Here is an 18,675-nt window from a genome sequence, read left to right on the forward strand (position 1 = left end):
TGAAATATTACCCCCGGAGAAAGGGGCAACGCATATGGCTGAAAAGGGAAATTGATATTTATCAAACTAATGTCAGTTTCCTGCTGATACGGGCCAACACGCCAAATTGCATAATATTCCCGGTTATGCGCTTTCATCGAATACTTCTAAAGCGGTAGAAAGCATATTCACCCATTATTTCCAGAGAATTACCCTGCCACGAAAAATTCGGGCTCATCGCTGCCCAATGCAGTCCCGGAAAAGTGTGAACAACCCCAAAGTTAAACCGATGCGGGCAGCATAAAATCCACCTGCAACAAACAAAAAGAGCCGCAGCAATGACTGCAGGACACATAAGCATTAGAGAGATACGATCATGAGTAACTTCTACCAAGGCCTTGAGCCAGGGCGACGGCGCCGCAGTTCGTTGCGTCGTCCCCGTAGAGCACTCACCAACCTGACATCGGCCCTGAGCCACCCGGAATCGGGCGCGGCATCAGTCGGTTATGTGTCGGGCAGTGAGTGTACGGCTATGACACCTCACCCCGCGTTGGCTCCCTTATCCCCCACACAGGGATAACGCCACCCTACCCCAGCCACTTGCCCGGCAATCGCCAGGCCTGACAAACAACCGGAGTTAATGCCGGCGGGTCGTGTCATGCCAATTTCCGGGTCTGGTAGATGAACCCTCTGCCCTGAGCGCAGAGGCAAGGAGAAAAATTATGACAACCGAATCCATCAAACAGGAAGAAAAAGGTGGCTTCTTCGCCAACTTTAAATTCCCATCCGCCTATACCATTTTATTCACCCTTATCGCTTTGGTGGCATTGATGACCTGGATCGTTCCGGCCGGTCAGTATGACCGCGTCATGAACGAAGAACTGGGTAAAGAAGTGCCGGTAACCGGGACCTACCATGCCGTTGAAAGTAACCCTCAGGGTGTGGTCGATGTCCTGCTGGCGCCAATTGACGGTTTCTACGACCACAACAGCTACGAAGCCGCTGCGATTGACGTTTCCCTGTTTATTCTGGTGATCGGTGGTTTCCTGGGCCTGGTAACCAAAACCGGGGCCATTGACGCCGGTATTGAACGGGTAACAGCCCGCTTGCAGGGACGGGAAGAACTGATGATCCCAATCCTGATGGCGCTGTTTGCCGCTGGCGGGACCATTTACGGGATGGCGGAAGAATCGCTGCCGTTCTACACCCTGCTGGTACCTGTCATGATGGCAGCCCGCTTTGACCCTGTGGTAGCAGCAGCGACTGTTCTGCTGGGTGCCGGTATCGGTACTCTGGGCTCCACCATCAACCCGTTTGCGACAGTGATTGCCGCCAACGCCGCCGGTATCCCATTTACTGACGGTATCATGTTGCGCGTTGCCATGCTGGTGATCGGCTGGGTGATCTGCGTGGGCTATGTGATGCGCTATGCCAAAATGGTACGTGCTGACAAAACCAAGTCTATCGTTTACGACAAGTACGAAGAAAACAAAGCCCACTTCCTGGGCAACCAGACTGGCGAAATGCTGGAGTTCACCACCACTCGTAAAATCATTCTGGGTATCTTTGCCGCGTCATTCGGTATCATGATTTACGGTGTGGCGGTAGTCGGTTGGTGGATGGCTGAAATCTCTGCCATGTTCCTGGCTTCAACCATCATCATCGGCCTGATTGCCCGCATGAGCGAAGAAGAGTTTACGTCCAGCTTCATTGACGGTGCCCGTGACTTGCTGGGTGTAGCCCTGATCATCGGTATTGCCCGCGGTATCGTGGTCATTATGGACCGCGGTATGATCACCGATACCATCCTGAACTCGGCCGAACATGCCGTCACCGGTCTGTCTTCTATCGTGTTCATCAACGTGATGTACTGGCTGGAAATCCTGCTGTCATTCCTGGTGCCTTCATCATCCGGTCTAGCAGTACTGACAATGCCAATCATGGCACCTCTGGCTGACTTCGCCGGTGTGGGTCGTGACCTGGTTGTAACCGCTTACCAGTCTGCCTCCGGTATTGTCAACCTGATGACACCAACCTCGGCGGTGGTAATGGGTGGTCTGGCTATTGCCCGCGTCCCTTACGTCCGCTGGGTAAAATGGGTGGCACCACTACTGGGTATTCTGACTGTACTTATCATGGTGATGCTGAGTGTCGGCGCCATCATGGCCTGAGTATCTCACGCTTCCCTTGCATTATCTTCCTAACGAACAAGGCCGCCTGACGCGGCCTTGATTTTTTTACTCGGTAAAGCGCCCGCCACACACCTCACAGATTCGTCCCGTCACACTGTTCGTTTCAGCCTGCATCACTTCAGATTTCCAGCCAATGCCCCACCGATTCACTCCCGCTGCCACGAAGAAACATTGTGCGTATGTTCCGTGGTATCGAACAGCTCCTATCTTCAGGCGAACCGGCATGCTCAGGGAGCGAAATACTGAGAAAATTAAACACTCAGAACTTGGAAACCCGAATAACCAGCAAGAGGAAATCGAGTAAGCAATGAGGATCGGGCCTCGGATCCCAAGCCCCAACCTAGCTCTATAGCAGATAAATCTCTCCAGCATATAAAATGCACTAGCCTCAGGAACGCTCTACCTTCTGCGACCTCTTTCCACCCTTTCCACCAGCTGCCGTGGCACCACGCGACTCACCGGCCTGGGGACATCTCGCCCCCGCAAGTACTCTTGGCATCCGTGCTTCACGATTTGGATGAGAGCCGTGTTGATACAACTGGCTTTTAGCGTTTTCTGCTCGTCGATCTTCTCATCGATCGGCTCGCGATAAGGAAAAACACCTATCCCCAGTCAGACGAGTTGGCATGAAAAAATACGCCCCTCGTTACTTTAAAAATTAAGATCCATATAATTTTTACTGTGATAAAAAGCCAAGAGAAAATCATATATCCACGTTATTTCGCCAAGCCATAAGAACCATAAGAACCATAAGAACCATAAGAACCATAAAAATTAAATCCAAATGACATATAAAATAGAATTTTGACTCTAAAAACCGAAATCAAACAATAAATTAATTGAGTGAAATCGTTGTTCCTAAATTACAAAAAACAATTAAACAAAAAATAAAAGGAAAAATATTTGTTACCAATAAGATAATATTAAGCAAGAATTCATATAGACAAACACATTAAGTGCATAAGATTAGTTTTGTCACATCAAATCAACAAAAATAAATCTGCATAAACTTCCACAAGAAAAACAAAAATCAATATTAAACAGCAACTTAAAATGAATGAAAACCATCCCCACCCAACTAAAGCACATAAAATCCCATTAATGAAAACTAATAACAGCTGAATTAAAAATGTTAATAAATTTAATTAGATAGGTTATAGGAACAATATAAAAAGTGTGATGAAACTCTAAGACTCTGAGGCTTTAAAGCGTAGAATAAAACTCAGAAACCAAAGCGAAGAAATAAATAATAGCTTCGCAAAAAATAAATAAGTCAGGAATCTGACTTCAAATAATAGAGAGATACGATCATGAGTAAGTTCTATGTAGGTTCAGAAATAGGTCAATTACGTCGCGTACTTCTACACCGTCCAGAGCGCGCGCTCACTCACCTGACTCCTTCAAACTGCCATGACTTGCTGTTTGACGATGTACTTGACGTTGAACGTGCAGGCAAAGAGCATGACGTATTTGCCAACACACTGCGTGAGCAGGGCGTTGAAGTTATGCTGCTGAAAGATCTGCTGGCTGAAACTCTGAATGTTCCAGAAGCCAAAGAATGGTTGCTGAACACTCAGCTGTCTGACCACCGTTTCGGTCCGACTTTCGCTAACGATGTACGCTGCTTCCTGAGCGACCTGCCTCACGCTGAGCTGGCATCTATCCTGCTTGGTGGCCTGGCCTACTCTGAGTTCCCTGTACAGTCTTCTTCTATGATGCAAGGCTTCAATGCACCAAACGATTTCATCATTGAACCACTGCCAAACCACCTGTTTACCCGTGACACGTCTTGCTGGGTTTACGGCGGCGTATCAATCAACCCAATGGCGAAAGAAGCCCGTCAACGTGAAACCAACCACGTACGCGCTATCTACAAATGGCACCCAACCTTCGCCCAAGGTGACTTCCACACTTACTACGGTGCGGACAGCAACATCAACTACGACAACGCGACCATTGAAGGCGGTGACGTTCTGGTTATCGGCCGTGGCTCAGTGCTGATTGGTATGTCTGAGCGTACAACTCCACAAGGTGTTGAACAGCTGGCTTCTAACCTGTTCAAAACTGGCCAGGCAAAACAAGTTATCGCGATGGAGCTGCCAAAACACCGCTCTTGCATGCACCTTGACACGGTAATGACGCACATGCGTGAAGACACCTTCTCTGTATACCCAGAAGTGATTCGCAAAGATGTGAAATGCTGGAGCCTGACTGGCGATGAGTCCGGCACAGTGAAAGCCACCGAAGAAAGCTACTTCGTGAATGCCATCGAAAAAGCCCTGGGGGTGGGTCAGCTGAACCTGATCACAACAGGTGGCGACAGCTTCGAAGCTGAACGTGAGCAGTGGAACGATGCTAACAACGTACTGACTGTGAAACCTGGCGTGGTTGTTGGTTACTCTCGCAACACTTACACCAACGAGAAATACGACAAAGCCGGTATCACTGTTCTGCCAATCCCTGGTGATGAACTTGGTCGCGGCCGTGGTGGTGCTCGCTGCATGAGCTGCCCAATCGAGCGTGACGATATCTAACGGGTTACCCACCCGTACTGACGGCCGGTGCTCGGCACCGGCCACACAACAGAAAACCCTCTCAGACTTTACAGGCCAAAGAGCCACTACAAACACAATAACACTGAGAGTTGACCAAGAGAGACGATCACATGACTAAGCAAACTGTCGTAGTAGCACTTGGCGGAAACGCCCTGCTTCGCCGCGGTGAACCGCTGGAAGCAGATACTCAACGCAAAAACATTGCTAAAGCCGCACAGACGATTGCTGAAATCGCCAAAGAATTCAATGTAGTACTGGTTCACGGCAACGGCCCACAAGTTGGTCTGCTGGCGCTGCAAGGACTGGAATACAAAAAAGTTGCGCCCTACCCGCTGGACGTACTGGGTTCAGAAACTCAGGGCATGATCGGCTACATGCTGATGCAAGAGTTGAAAAACCTACTGCCGGAACGCGACGTATCCTGCATGCTGACTCAGATGACAGTGGATCCAAACGACCCAGCCTTCGCTGACCCAACCAAGCCAATCGGTCCGGTATACGAAGAAGCCGAAGCCCGAGAAATGGCAGAAAAATACAACTGGACCGTTAAACCGGATGGTCAGTACTTCCGCCGCGTCGTCCCTAGCCCACTGCCAACCGGGATTGTCGAAAGCGATGCCATCACCACCCTGATCAAACAGGAGCACCTGGTGATCTGTACCGGTGGTGGCGGTATCCCGGTTAAGAAAGAAAACGGCAAGTTGACCGGTGTGGAAGCGGTAATCGATAAAGACATGTCGGCCGCTTACCTGGCGCAGCAACTGCATGCTGATGCCCTGCTTATCCTGACCGATGCCGATGCTGTTTACCTCGACTGGGGCAAACCAACCCAGAAAGCACTGCGCAGCACAACACCACGTGAACTGGCACAGTACGCATTCGACGCCGGCTCCATGGGACCGAAAATTGATGCATCCTGCGAGTTCATCAACAAAGGCGGCAAGCTGGTTGGTATTGGCTCCCTGGAAGATGGCCTGGCCATTCTTAAAGGTGAAGCTGGAACAAATATTATTGCAGAATAACGGAATAGTTATTCACAAACACTTCATAATACGTTAAACAATATAAAAACCCTCCGGCTGCGGTGAGAAGCCTAAAACAGAAGCTTCTTCCCGGTCGGGCAGAGAGATACAGATTCAGAGAGGATAACATCATGGCTTTTAATCTTCGCAACCGTAACTTCCTAAAACTACTTGACTTCACTCCACGTGAAATTCAACACCTGCTGGAGCTGTCTGCTGAGCTGAAAAAAGCGAAGTACAACGGTTACGAGCAACCACGCCTGACTGGCAAAAACATTGCCCTGATCTTTGAAAAAACCTCAACACGTACTCGCTGTGCGTTTGAAGTCGCGGCATTCGACCAAGGCGCACAAGTGTCTTACCTTGGCCCATCTGGCTCTCAAATTGGTCACAAAGAGTCAATGAAAGATACCGCTCGCGTACTGGGTCGTATGTACGACGGTATCGAGTACCGTGGCTTTGGCCAGGAAATCGTGGAAGAGCTGGGCAAATATGCAGGCGTGCCAGTATGGAACGGTCTGACTGACGAATTCCACCCAACTCAAATCCTGGCTGACTTCCTGACAATGCAAGAGCACGGTCGTGGCAAACAACTGCATGAAATGAAGTTCGCTTACCTGGGTGATGCCCGCAACAACATGGGTAACTCTCTGATGGTTGGCGCAGCGAAAATGGGTATGGACATCCGCCTGGTCGCACCAAAAGCTTACTGGCCGGAAGAAACCCTGGTTGCACAATGCCGTGCTATCGCAGAAGAAACCGGCGCGAAAATTACGCTGACTGAAGACGTTCAGGAAGGCGTGAAAGATTGTGACTACCTGTACACTGACGTGTGGGTATCTATGGGTGAAGCGAAAGAAGCATGGGCTGAGCGTATCAACCTGATGCTACCTTACCAAGTCAACATGGACATGCTGAAAGCAACAGGCAACCCACATGTGAAATTCATGCACTGCCTGCCAGCGTTCCACGGTGAAGACACCACAGTAGGTAAAGAACTGGCTCAAGAGTACCCAGTACTGAAAGACGGCGTAGAAGTTACCAACGAAGTGATCGAGTCTGAACACTCTATCGTCTTCGACGAAGCAGAAAACCGTATGCACACCATCAAAGCTGTTATGGTGGCAACCCTGGGTCACTAATGACTCTCTTGGATTCAGGGGCAAGCACTCCGATAGTCCCTGTCTCTCACTTCATACCGGCCTGCGGGCCGGTATTTTTATGCCTGTCTTTCCTCCTTTTTTAGCCTATCCCAGCCCACGACAAAGTCAGCGAAATCACGCAGTTAAAGCTACTAAAAACCCTCGGGAAGTAGCCCGAACTTTACCCCGAAAAATGCATAAACTTCCGGAAAATGAATACTTTAGGCAAACGCTTGCGTTAGCGAAAAATGGGGGTATAATCCTTCGCAATTTGTCCAGAGAGAGATAAAAAATGCGCCGTTTCGTTCAGTCAAACCTGATGAAAATCCGCCGATTTACGGCGAGCGTGCCGTTTTTTGTTTTTCCTGTTTGTATTCAAAAGAGCCTCCTTTTTTAAGGGGGCTTTTTTTTGTCTGCTACTCACAGCAGCAGGCAAGCGTCGTTCATCATAGTGATTTAAGAGGGAAGAGAAGCCATGGCGAATTCGCTGTTCAAAAAGCACATTATTTCCATCCCGGAACTGAGCCGTAATGAGCTTGAGCTGGTTGTTGAAACAGCCGGTAAACTGAAGGCCGAGCCAAATCCGGAGCTGCTGAAAAACAAGGTGGTTGCAAGCTGCTTCTTCGAGCCATCAACCCGTACCCGCCTGTCATTTGAAACCGCTGTTCAGCGCCTGGGTGGCACCGTGATCGGTTTCGACAACGGCGGTAACACATCACTGGCGAAGAAAGGGGAAACGCTGGCGGACTCCGTTCAGGTGATTTCTTCTTACGTTGACGCCTTTGTCATGCGCCACCCTCAGGAAGGTGCAGCGCGTCTGGCTTCTGAGTTCTCGCATGGTGTACCGGTTATCAACGGCGGTGACGGTGCCAACCAGCACCCAACCCAAACCCTGCTTGACCTGTTCTCTATCTACGAAACTCAGGGCCGCCTGGATAACCTGAATGTGGCCTTCGTCGGCGACCTGAAATACGGCCGTACCGTGCACTCCCTGACTCAGGCTCTGTCGAAGTTCAACAATGTGAAGTTCTTCTTCATAGCACCTGAAGCGCTGGCGATGCCGGATTACATCTGTGAGGATCTGGACGAAGCCGGTATCAGCTACAGCCTGCACACCAACATGGAAGAAGTGATTCCTGAGTTGGATATCCTGTACATGACCCGCGTCCAGAAAGAGCGTTTCGACGAGTCGGAATACGCCCACATGAAAGCGGCGTACATTCTGACAGCGACCATGCTGGAAGAAGCGCGTCCGAATCTGAAAGTGCTGCACCCGCTGCCACGTGTGGATGAAATCACGGTCGACGTTGATAAAACCCCATACGCTTACTATTTCCAGCAGGCTGAAAACGGCGTGTACGCCCGTGAAGCCCTACTGGCACTGGTACTGAACGAAACAATCTAAGCAGGAGACGCGATATCATGACTAAAGAAACTCAACTACAGGTCGAAGCGATTAAAAACGGTACGGTAATCGACCACATTCCTGCGAACGTTGGCTTCAAGGTACTGAAACTGTTCAACATGCACCAGACGAACCAACGCGTCACCGTTGGCCTGAACCTGCCGTCATCGGCACTGGGTGCAAAAGACCTGATCAAGATTGAGAATATCTTTATCAACGAAGAGCAGGCAAACCAGCTGGCCCTGTACGCACCAAAAGCGACCGTCAACCAGATTGAAAACTACGAAGTGGTGAAAAAACTGACGTTGTCTCTGCCTGAGCAAATCAACGCGATTTTCAAATGTCCGAACAGCAACTGTATCTCCCACGGTGAGCCGGTCGACAGCAGCTTCAAAGTCATCATCAAGCACGACGACGTGCAACTGAAGTGTAAGTACTGTGAAAAAGTGTTCTCGCGCGAAATCGTGACTGAACACAACTAAAAACGGGCTTTTGCCTGTCTCATTCGGGGAAAACCCTGCCCCGAACCTAAGAAAGCCGGCTCACACCTGAGCGGGCTTTTTTTTTCTCACTTCTAGAGCGGGAAACCGCTTTTTCCCTCACTACCTTTGAATCTATGTTTCGGTATTCGGTACCGGACATACCGGAAACAAGCCCGTCGACTGAGTGTTTGGCTGCGGGTTTCGACGTCTGCGAATTCATCAAAGGTCAGTAGCATGATGTACATTTTTAATTGGTATGCTAACTGTGTCCGTTTTCTTGTCTCCCGACACCCGCGAAGGAACGGGGTGATACTCTGCGCCGCACTGCTGGCCGGGTGTGTCACCAGTAACGGCACCATCAACAACAGCCAGCCAAACAGCGCCAACCAGATGGTGATGATTGGTGTCCCGTTATTGCTCGGCGGGTTTGGCTCCGCAGTGCCGGTCAGTCATGAATACATGCTGACGGCCAAACATGTCGCCCAGCTGTCCTGGGATCTGGATGTTATCTATCACCCCTATTGCGATCTCGCCCTTATCCGGCGCCCCAGTCAGCAAGTCCCGACCTGGGGACTGATCTATCCCGACCAGCCGGTCACGCATCAGGGGCATTCTTTACTTGGAACCAGCATCAGCGGCAACGGCAAATACCTACAGGATATTATCGACACCAACACCGACTGCCTGTATTCACTGAGCGATGCCCCGGTGATGTCCGGCATGAGCGGTGGCCCGGTGTTTAATGCCCGGGGAGAAATCGCCGGGATCACCGTCGCGATCGTCCAGAATCCAGAAGACCTGCGTAACCTGCGCCCGGCAGAACGCTACAGCCAGTTTGTTCCGTCGACTTTGATTTTTGACTGGCTGCATGCGCTCGGCATCCGCGCCGAGTCGGCCAGCCAAGATCTGGCAGCCATTCAAGTAGCAGAATACGTAACCGCGCTGAATCGACATCAAAGGCCTACCCAACAGCCACGGCGGCAATCCACCCAGACGACTCCAACGTCTGCTCCATCCTCTTCCGGACAGAGTACCCTTGTCGCCAACCGCCCGGCTCCCGGGCTCGACAACACCCGTGCCAGCTCACCGCTTGGCCGCTATCGCACCCCGGTCAAAGCGGCTTATCCCGCGGCAGGGGCTCCCGGCAACAGCCGCGGCGGCGATGAAAACGGGTTGACGCCCGATGACGACGAAGGGGCGCTGACAGCACAAAAACGGGACTGGTTAAAACCTCGAACCCTGCTGGATCAATCGGGATTTAATTCGTCATATTAAGCCCCTACTTGGCGTATTGTTTTGGTGATTGGGGTCAATAAATTACGTTGTTTTTGTTGTTATGATGCTCCTGCAAGATTATGCAACAGAAGTATTATCTCTTGCGATCTTCGCCGGCTCATCGCACCCCGTTACCAGGCAATAACCTATTCAATAAACCAGCCTTACGGAGCTGCCTGAGTCGGTATTTGGATACGATCACCTATACCGAATAGAACTACAAGGAGTTGCCCGTGAGTGGATTCAGTATGCACGGCGCGATTGATGCTGTCTGCCATGAAGAAAGCATTACTACGGCCTGTAAGCGGCTGTTGCAACAGCAAAGTTTTTCAACGCAGGACGACATTCGCCATCGTCTGATTGAAATGGGCTTTAATGATGTCAGCCAGTCAACGGTGTCCCGCCTGCTGTCACGCCTTGGCGTGGCGAAGGTGCCGAACGCCTACGGCAAGAAAGTCTACTGCCTGACGGTCGAAAACGAGCCGGTTCAAGTAAGCTCGTCCATTGCCTCCCAGATTGAATACATCACCCATAATCAGCTGGTTGTCGTCGTGAAAACCCACCCGGGTGGCGCCCAACTGGTCGCCCGTCTGATTGATATCCAGCCTCATGCCGAGATCCTGGGCACTGTCGGCGGTAACGACACCGTGATGGTCGCGCCGCGCGATATCACTCGCATCGAAGAGTGCGAGAAAGTCGTCAAAGCCCGGCTGGGAATCGCCGTTTAGCAGGACTGAACCGGCCGCAACGATTACTCTGAGTAATGCGTGGAATGTCATGAATGTGGCATTCCGCAACCTTTTGGCCCGACAAAGCGGAAACTCTTTGACCTAAATCAACTTGGGCTGCAAACTAACTGCTCTGACTTTTCTAGCCCAATCAGTAAGGATTAGTAATGACTCAAGTACTTCACACAGATCAAGCACCTGCAGCTATCGGCCCATATGTACAAGGCGTAGACCTGGGCAATATGGTACTGACTTCAGGTCAGATCCCGGTGAACCCACAAACCGGTGAAGTGGCAGAAGATATCGCAGAGCAAGCGCGTCAGTCTCTGGAAAACGTGAAAGCTGTTGTTGAAGCGTCTGGCCTGAAAGTGGCTGACATTGTGAAAATGACTGTTTTCGTGAAAGATCTGAACGACTTCGGTACTGTTAACGAAGTGTACGGTAAATTTTTCGACGAGCACAACGCACCTTACCCTGCGCGCTCTTGCGTAGAAGTTGCCCGTCTGCCAAAAGATGTGAAGATCGAAATCGAAGCCATCGCGGTTCGTAAATAATTCGACCTGGCAAAATGACCACTGTGGTGGTCATCAGAAACAAGAAGAGCTGCCCCTGGCAGCTCTTTTTTGTGGGGCAAACCCTGGCGGTAAGCCTCAACCAATATGCTGAACAGCATGCGCAAGCACTTGCGGCAACCAGGCTGTAAATTGCGTTGGCTGCTGCGCCACAGCCTGCTCCAGCTCCGCTTCCGGCCACCAGCGATAAGCCATCACCTCATCCGGGTTGGGATGAATTTCCAGCTCAAGGACAGCGGCCACCAGCACATGATCCAGTTCGTGCTCCACCAGCTGGTTATCCAGCTCGGCCCGATACACGAAATGCGCAATATCCTGCAACGCCGCAACACCGGTGATCCCCATCTCTTCGGCCAGACGGCGAATACCCGCCTGTTCCAGAGTTTCGCCCTGACGCGGATGCGAACAACAGGTATTCGTCCACAAGCCGCCGCTGTGATACTTGTCCGTCGCTCGCTGCTGCAGCAGGTACTCACGCCCGGTGCTGCCGTCACGGTACAGCAGTACCGAGAACGCTAAATGGAGAGCCCCCTCGCGGTGCGCCTGCATTTTTTCCTTCACGCCAAGCGCTCTGCCCTGCGAATCGACTAAAATCACCTGTTCTTCAATCATGGCTTTTCTACTGCTCAAATAAAAAGGACACGCCACAGCATGTCCTTATTGTCGGTTCCGGCCAGCGTCCGTTATTTCGCAGAGCGACGCGCTGCCTCTTCGTTCAGGGCATTAAGCTTGCTTTCCATGATGTCGCGGCAACGTTGCGACAACTCTCGTACATCTTCCTTGGTCAGCCCTTCGGTCGATACCGGCGGCATGATTTCCACAATCACGACCCCGTTATCCCAGCGGTTAAGTCTAACATGTTCCGTGCTGCTGCACACGATCGGCACCACCGGCACTTTGGCACTGATGGCCGCGTGAAATGCGCCGGTTTTGAACGGCAGCAGGCCACGACCGCGGGAACGGGTGCCTTCCGGGAACATCCAGACTGACACGTTACGTTCTTTGATCTTTTCTACCACCTGGCCAATCGTTCCGACCGCCTTGCTGCGGTTAGCGCGGTCAATCAAGATATTACCACTCAGCCAGTACAGCTGGCCAAACAGCGGCATCCACGCCAGGCTTTTCTTACCCACGGTCACGGTACGTGGCATCACCGCCCCGGAGATAGTGAACAAATCGTAGTTATTCTGGTGGTTTGCCACATACACACTCGGGCCGACCTCTTCCGCGCCTTCCGGAATACGGATCTCCAGCTTGATCCCGAACACGCGGGACATCTTGCTGAACAGGCGACCGAACGTACAAACGTGTTTCGGGTTACGCGGGCTCAGCAGACAGTAAGCGCAACCAAATACAAACATGACAACAGCAAAAATTGCCACGGCAATCATGCGCAATACAAAAATCATTTACTTCTCCTCAGCGTACAGGCGTGCGCTAGTATACTCAGGATGCCGGAAAAAACATCCCTTATGTGCAGAAATTAGACCACTGAACCAGTGGGTTTCTCGCCACACAGATAAAGAAAAGCCCTCCAAAATGGAGGGCTTGCTGCAGATTATTCTTCTTCTGCCGAGGTTGGCGAGTCAATCTCCAGGCGGGTAACCCGCTGCAGCCCGCGCGGCAGCATACTGCCACGACGACCACGCTCACCCCGGAAGTTTTCCAGATCCGACGGCTTGAGCCCCAGCTTGCGCTTACCGGCATGCAGCGTAATGTGGCTGCCCGGCGGCAAGACCGCCAGGTAGGACAGGAACTCTTCCCGGGCTTTGGCTCGCGCAGCCGGGATATTGATGATCTTGTTACCCTTACCTTTGCCCAGTTGCGGCAGGTCTTTGACCGGGAACAGCAGCATCCGGCCTTCGTTAGTAATAGCCAGAATTTCATCCTGATCCAGATCCTGCACCGGTTGTGGCGCAATCACTTCGGCATTTTCCGGCACCGTCAGCAGCGCTTTACCATTCTTGTTCTTCGACACCATGTCGCTGGCTTTGCAGACAAAGCCGTAACCGGCATCCGAGCCCAGCAGCCACAGCTGATTGTCTTCAGCCATGATCACCTGGCGCATATGGCTGCCCGGTGTCAGGTTCAGGCGGCCGGTGATCGGCTCACCCTGGCTGCGCGCTGACGGCAGGGTATGGGATTCCAGCGCATAGCTGCGCCCATCAGAGCCAAGGAAAATTGCTGGCTGACTGCTCTTACCACGCGCGTGGGCGAGGTAGCTGTCACCGGACTTGTAGCTCAGTGACGACGGATCCACATCATGGCCTTTGGCATGACGGATCCAACCTTTGTCAGACAGCACCACAGTGATAGGTTCAGACGGGATCAGCTCACGCTCAGTCAAGGCTTTCGCCTCTTCCCGCTCGACCAGCGGAGAACGACGGTCATCGCCGTATTTTTCCGCATCGCTCTGAATTTCTTTTTTGATCAGGGTGTTCAGGCGACGCTCCGAGCCCAGCAGTTTTTCCAGCTGTTCACGTTCTTTGGACAACTCGTCCTGCTCACCACGGATCTTGATCTCTTCCAGCTTGGCCAGCTGGCGGAGTTTGATTTCCAGAATCGCATCGGCCTGAATCGTGCTCAGGTCAAAGCGAGCCATCAGCACCGCTTTCGGATCATCTTCAGTACGGATGATCTCAATCACCTCATCGATGTTGAGGTATGCTGCCAGCAAGCCTTCCAGAATGTGCAGCCGGGCGATGACTTTATCCAGTCGGTATTGCAGACGGCGACGCACGGTTTCGCGACGGAAGGTCAGCCATTCAGACAGAATTTCCACCAGCCCCTTGACCTGCGGGCGGCCGTCCAGCCCCAGCATGTTCAGATTCACCCGGTAGCTGCGCTCCAGGTCGGTTGAAGCGAACAGGTGGTTCATCAACTGCTCACAGTCAATCCGGTTCGAACGCGGCACTACCACGATACGGGTCGGGTTTTCATGATCCGACTCGTCACGCAGATCTTCCACCATCGGCAGTTTCTTAGCCCGCATCTGCGCTGCGATCTGCTCCAGCAGTTTGGAGCCCGAGACCTGATGCGGCAGCGCGGTGATCACGATATCACCGTTCTCTTTGTGCCAGACTGCCCGCATTTTGATCGAACCACGCCCGCTGCGGTAGACCTTTTTCATGTCCGCTTTTGAGGTGATGATTTCCGCTTCAGTCGGGTAATCCGGCCCCTGCACAAACGTCATCACCTCATCCATATCCGCTTTTGGGTTGTCGATCAGATGCACCGCCGCGTTTGCCACTTCGCGGGCATTGTGCGGCGGAATGTCCGTCGCCATCCCCACTGCGATACCGGTTACCCCGTTTAGCAGGATATGCGGCAGGCGGGCAGGCAGCATTTTTGGCTCTTTCATGGTGCCGTCAAAGTTCGGCCCCCAGTCCACGGTGCCCTGGCCCAGTTCGTTCAGCAGCACTTCCGAAAAACGCGACAGGCGGGATTCGGTATAACGCATGGCCGCGAACGATTTCGGGTCATCCGGCGCACCCCAGTTACCCTGGCCGTCAATCAGCGGGTAGCGGTAAGAAAACGGCTGCGCCATCAGAACCATGGCTTCGTAACAGGCGGAGTCGCCATGCGGGTGGTATTTACCCAGCACGTCACCCACGGTACGGGCAGACTTTTTGTATTTCGCCGTGGCTGACAGGCCCAGCTCAGACATCGCGTAAATAATACGGCGCTGCACCGGCTTTAAGCCGTCGCCGATAAACGGCAGGGCACGGTCCATGATTACATACATGGAATAATTCAGATAAGCGTCTTCGGTAAACTTCCGTAGCGGAAGCTGCTCTACGCCATCCATTGAGACATCAGTCATCGTCGGGTATTCCGTTCTATCTTGTGCGGTACAGGCCGGCACTATGCTGCCCGCCTGCCCATTGTGTCTTTCTTGTTCAGCAAACGCTTACACGTCCGCTTTATCGCCTTTGCTCTGCAGCCAATGACGACGGTCTTCCGCGCGCTTCTTACCCAGCAGCATGTCCATCATCTGAGTCGTCTGCTCATCGTCATCAATGGTCAGCTGTACCAGACGGCGGGTATTCGGATCCATGGTGGTTTCACGCAGCTGCATCGGGTTCATCTCACCCAGACCTTTAAAGCGCTGTACATTCACTTTACCGCGCTTGCTGCTGAGGCGCTCCAGAATGCCTTCTTTCTCGGCGTCATCCAGGGCGTAGTAGACTTCTTTACCCAAGTCGATACGGTACAGTGGCGGCATCGCGATATACACGTGACCGGCACGCACCAAGGCTTCAAAGTGCTTTACGAACAGGGCGCACAACAGCGTGGCAATGTGCAGACCATCGGAGTCCGCATCGGCAAGCACACAGATCTTACCGTAGCGCAGGCCACTCAGATCGTCGCTGTCCGGATCAATCCCCAGCGCCACCGAAATATCGTGCACTTCCTGAGAAGCCAGTACCTGATCGGCAGAAACTTCCCAGGTGTTCAGGATCTTACCACGCAATGGCATGATGGCCTGGAACAGACGATCGCGCGCCTGCTTGGCTGAACCACCCGCCGAGTCCCCTTCCACCAGAAACAGTTCGGTGCGGTTCAGGTCTTGCTGTGAACAGTCAGCCAGTTTACCCGGCAGCGCCGGACCAGAGGCAATCTTCTTACGCACCACTTTCTTGCTGGCACGCATCCGGCGATGGGCGTTGGCAATACAGACTTCCGCCAGTTGCTCGGCCAGTTGCGGACGCTCGTTCAGCCACAGGCTGAAGGCATCTTTCACCACGCCGGAGACAAACGCCGCACACTGACGCGACGACAGACGCTCTTTGGTTTGCCCGGCAAACTGCGGATCCTGCATTTTCACTGACAGCACGTAGGCACAGCGTTCCCAGATATCATCAGCGGTCAGCTTCACGCCGCGTGGCAGCAAGTTACGAAATTCACAGAACTCACGCATCGCATCCAGCAGGCCCTGACGCAGGCCGTTGACATGGGTACCGCCTTGGGCAGTCGGGATCAGGTTAACGTAACTTTCCCCGACCAAATCACCGCCTTCAGGCAGCCACAACAATGCCCAATCCGCCGCTTCCGTCTGGCCGCTGAACGAACCAGTAAACGGCTCTTCCGGTAGCAAGGTGAAACCTTTTACGCCTTCGGCCAGGTAATCTTTCAGACCGTCTTCGTAACACCAGGTCAGGGTTTCATTGTTCACCTTGTCAGTGAAAACAATTTCCAGCCCCGGACACAGCACAGCTTTGGCTTTCAGGTTGCTCTTGAGGCGAGAAACCGAGAATTTCGGGCTGTCAAAGTACTTGGCATCCGGCCAGAAATGGACGCGTGTCCCGCGGTTACGACGACCACAGGTACCGATCACTTCCAGCTCAGAGACTTTGTCGCCATGTTCAAACGCGATCTGGTAGATCTGCCCATCGCGTTTTACCGTGACTTCCACTCGGTTCGACAAGGCGTTAACGACCGAGATCCCCACCCCGTGCAGACCACCGGAGAACTGGTAGTTCTTGCCTGAGAATTTACCCCCGGCGTGCAGTTTGCAAAGGATCAGTTCGACCCCGGAGACCCCTTCTTCAGGGTGAATATCTACCGGCATCCCCCGGCCATCATCAATGACTTCCAGGGACTGATCCGCATGGAGGATTACCTCCACCTTACGAGCATGGCCAGCCAGGGCTTCATCGACACTGTTGTCGATCACTTCCTGGCCGAGGTGGTTTGGCCGAACCGTATCGGTATACATCCCCGGACGACGGCGGACGGGCTCGAGGCCATTCAGAACCTCAATGGCTCCGGCGTTATAGCTTTGATCTGTCATAATTACGGAAAGTTACGGAAAATTTTTGCCACAATAGTCAGAAACCCCGGCTCGGTTGTCAAGCCAGGGCGATATTTGTGCCCCACATTTTACGTAGGGGATGAATCCAATTGGAGCTTACAGCTCAAGAAATCGGATGATTTGGGCAGGATAGCGGTCAAATCCGACAAAACTATGATCCCCCAGCGGTTCTACCGTCTGACGGCATGCCGCGTACTTGTCCACGGCCTGGCGGTAATCCAGCACTTCGTCACCTTCCTGCTGCAACAGCCAGAACTGTTCCGGCCGGGCTAGCTGAGCCACATCCAGCTGGCAAAGTTCCGCCATGTGTTTCGGCTCCAGCAGGTAACGCTGGCCGGTATACGGGTTTTCCTGCTCGCCAAGATAATCCTGCAGCAGCTCATACGGTTTAACGGCCGGGTTCACCAGCACCGCCGGCAACTGGTGCCGGGCATTCACCCAGGTCGCCAGATATCCACCTAGAGAGCTGCCGACCAGCCCAATGCGATACTCATGTTTAAGCGACTGGATCAGCGTCTCAATAAAATCTGCGGCATCCGCCGGGTAACACGGCAGCTGCGGAATTTCGACCCGGATATCCGGGCGCGCCTGACGGCAGTAATCCGCCATCAGCGTGGCTTTGAGTGATTTAGGTGAACTGTTGAATCCGTGAAGATAAAGTAACAGCGGCTGCATTTAATACCCTGCTGCATCAAACTGGGGCGTGAACTGACGCCCGGTCAGACGATAAACCTGTGTGTCAATCTGCCCGTCCGCCAGCAACTCAAGGATACGCCACCCTGGATTATTGTTATCCAGGGCAAAATCGTGCGAATCCGGCTGGAACTGAATGCAAGTTGAAGGCGTGGCCATAACACGTACCCCTTGGTACAAACAATCCAGCTCCTGATGAATGTGGCCGCACAGCACCGCTTTAGCCTGCGGATGACGCGCCAGCACCGCCCAGAACGCGTCGGCATTATGGAGCTGATGCTGATCAAGCCAGGTGCTGCCCGCAGGCAGCGGATGGTGGTGCAATAATACCAGCGCGTGACGCTGAGGGTGCGCGGCCAACGCCTGCTCCAGCATGGCGAGCTGACTGTCACTCAGCTCGCCGTGCGGCACGCCTTTGACCTGGCTGTCGAGCAGGATAACCTGCCAGTGCTCACCGGCCAGCACCTGATGACACGACTTAATTTGCGGGGACGGCAGCACAGACTGCATGCTCGGCTGATAATCATGGTTTCCCGGCAGCCAGAAACACGGCTGCGGCCAGCGGGCAATGCCGTCGCAAAAACGCTGATAGGAGGCTTCCGTGTGATCCTGAGAAATGTCCCCGGTTGCGACAATGGCTTCAAACGGGCGCGCAGCTGCCTCTACCGCATCCAGCACGGCATGAAAACTGTCTTTCGTCGCGACGCCCAGCAAGCTTCCGCCATCATCGGCAAATAAGTGGGTGTCGGTAATTTGAAGAAGAACCACGCGATCCGGATCCTTCTGTGGCAGATCAAACTTCTGCAAAACGTCAA

Annotated in this window: 15 protein-coding genes; 9 read left to right on the forward strand and 6 right to left on the reverse strand. The window is 52.8% G+C overall.

Annotated elements, in window-relative coordinates; genetic code table 11:
- Positions 1 to 701: 701 nt before the first annotated feature.
- The 9 genes from C9I92_RS22095 (at position 702) to C9I92_RS22135 (ending at position 11,334) form a co-directional block, all read left to right on the forward strand.
- Positions 702 to 2,150 (forward strand): YfcC family protein, encoded by a 1,449-nt coding sequence (locus C9I92_RS22095; RefSeq protein WP_047883742.1) that lies wholly within the window; start codon positions 702 to 704, stop codon positions 2,148 to 2,150.
- 1,331 nt (positions 2,151 to 3,481) lie between these two features.
- Complete coding sequence (gene arcA, locus C9I92_RS22100; protein WP_047883741.1) at positions 3,482 to 4,705, forward strand: arginine deiminase; 1,224 nt, start codon at positions 3,482 to 3,484, stop codon at positions 4,703 to 4,705.
- A 131-nt stretch (positions 4,706 to 4,836) separates the two neighbouring features.
- Positions 4,837 to 5,748, forward strand: a complete 912-nt coding sequence (gene arcC, locus C9I92_RS22105) for a carbamate kinase (RefSeq protein ID WP_047883740.1) — start codon at positions 4,837 to 4,839, stop codon at positions 5,746 to 5,748.
- Between the two features lie 131 nt (positions 5,749 to 5,879).
- Positions 5,880 to 6,890, forward strand: a complete 1,011-nt coding sequence (locus tag C9I92_RS22110) for an ornithine carbamoyltransferase (RefSeq protein WP_047883739.1) — start codon at positions 5,880 to 5,882, stop codon at positions 6,888 to 6,890.
- Between the two features lie 475 nt (positions 6,891 to 7,365).
- Positions 7,366 to 8,295 (forward strand): aspartate carbamoyltransferase, encoded by a 930-nt coding sequence (gene pyrB, locus C9I92_RS22115; RefSeq protein ID WP_047883738.1) that lies wholly within the window; start codon positions 7,366 to 7,368, stop codon positions 8,293 to 8,295.
- A 17-nt stretch (positions 8,296 to 8,312) separates the two neighbouring features.
- On the forward strand, positions 8,313 to 8,777 hold the full coding sequence (pyrI, locus tag C9I92_RS22120) for an aspartate carbamoyltransferase regulatory subunit (protein WP_047883737.1): 465 nt from the start codon (positions 8,313 to 8,315) through the stop codon (positions 8,775 to 8,777).
- Positions 8,778 to 9,011: 234 nt separating this feature from the next.
- Positions 9,012 to 10,052: a serine protease gene (locus tag C9I92_RS22125; protein ID WP_157038302.1), complete on the forward strand. Its 1,041-nt coding sequence runs from the start codon at positions 9,012 to 9,014 to the stop codon at positions 10,050 to 10,052.
- A gap of 248 nt (positions 10,053 to 10,300) precedes the next feature.
- On the forward strand, positions 10,301 to 10,780 hold the full coding sequence (locus tag C9I92_RS22130) for an arginine repressor (protein ID WP_047883736.1): 480 nt from the start codon (positions 10,301 to 10,303) through the stop codon (positions 10,778 to 10,780).
- 167 nt (positions 10,781 to 10,947) lie between these two features.
- Complete coding sequence (locus C9I92_RS22135; protein WP_047883735.1) at positions 10,948 to 11,334, forward strand: enamine/imine deaminase; 387 nt, start codon at positions 10,948 to 10,950, stop codon at positions 11,332 to 11,334.
- Positions 11,335 to 11,430: 96 nt separating this feature from the next.
- Here C9I92_RS22135 and idi read toward each other — a convergent pair whose 3' ends face one another.
- From idi to cpdA, 6 genes are all read right to left on the reverse strand, one after another.
- A complete protein-coding gene (gene idi / locus C9I92_RS22140) occupies positions 11,431 to 11,964 on the reverse strand; it encodes an isopentenyl-diphosphate Delta-isomerase (RefSeq protein WP_047883734.1) in 534 nt (177 codons plus the stop codon).
- A 71-nt stretch (positions 11,965 to 12,035) separates the two neighbouring features.
- Entirely contained in the window at positions 12,036 to 12,761 is a 726-nt protein-coding gene (locus C9I92_RS22145; RefSeq protein WP_047883733.1) for a 1-acylglycerol-3-phosphate O-acyltransferase, read from the reverse strand.
- 149 nt (positions 12,762 to 12,910) lie between these two features.
- Entirely contained in the window at positions 12,911 to 15,175 is a 2,265-nt protein-coding gene (gene parC / locus C9I92_RS22150) for a DNA topoisomerase IV subunit A (protein WP_047883732.1), read from the reverse strand.
- An 87-nt stretch (positions 15,176 to 15,262) separates the two neighbouring features.
- Positions 15,263 to 17,146 carry a DNA topoisomerase IV subunit B gene (parE, locus tag C9I92_RS22155; RefSeq protein ID WP_047883731.1) on the reverse strand — a complete coding sequence of 628 codons (1,884 nt, stop codon included), beginning with the start codon at positions 17,144 to 17,146 and terminating at the stop codon, positions 15,263 to 15,265.
- 117 nt (positions 17,147 to 17,263) lie between these two features.
- Entirely contained in the window at positions 17,264 to 17,842 is a 579-nt protein-coding gene (gene yqiA, locus C9I92_RS22160) for an esterase YqiA (protein WP_047883730.1), read from the reverse strand.
- Positions 17,843 to 18,667: a 3',5'-cyclic-AMP phosphodiesterase gene (cpdA, locus tag C9I92_RS22165; protein WP_047883767.1), complete on the reverse strand. Its 825-nt coding sequence runs from the start codon at positions 18,665 to 18,667 to the stop codon at positions 17,843 to 17,845.
- Between the last annotated feature and the right edge of the window lie 8 nt (positions 18,668 to 18,675).

The organism is Photobacterium ganghwense, assembly GCF_003025595.1.
Lineage (GTDB): Bacteria > Pseudomonadota > Gammaproteobacteria > Enterobacterales > Vibrionaceae > Photobacterium > Photobacterium ganghwense.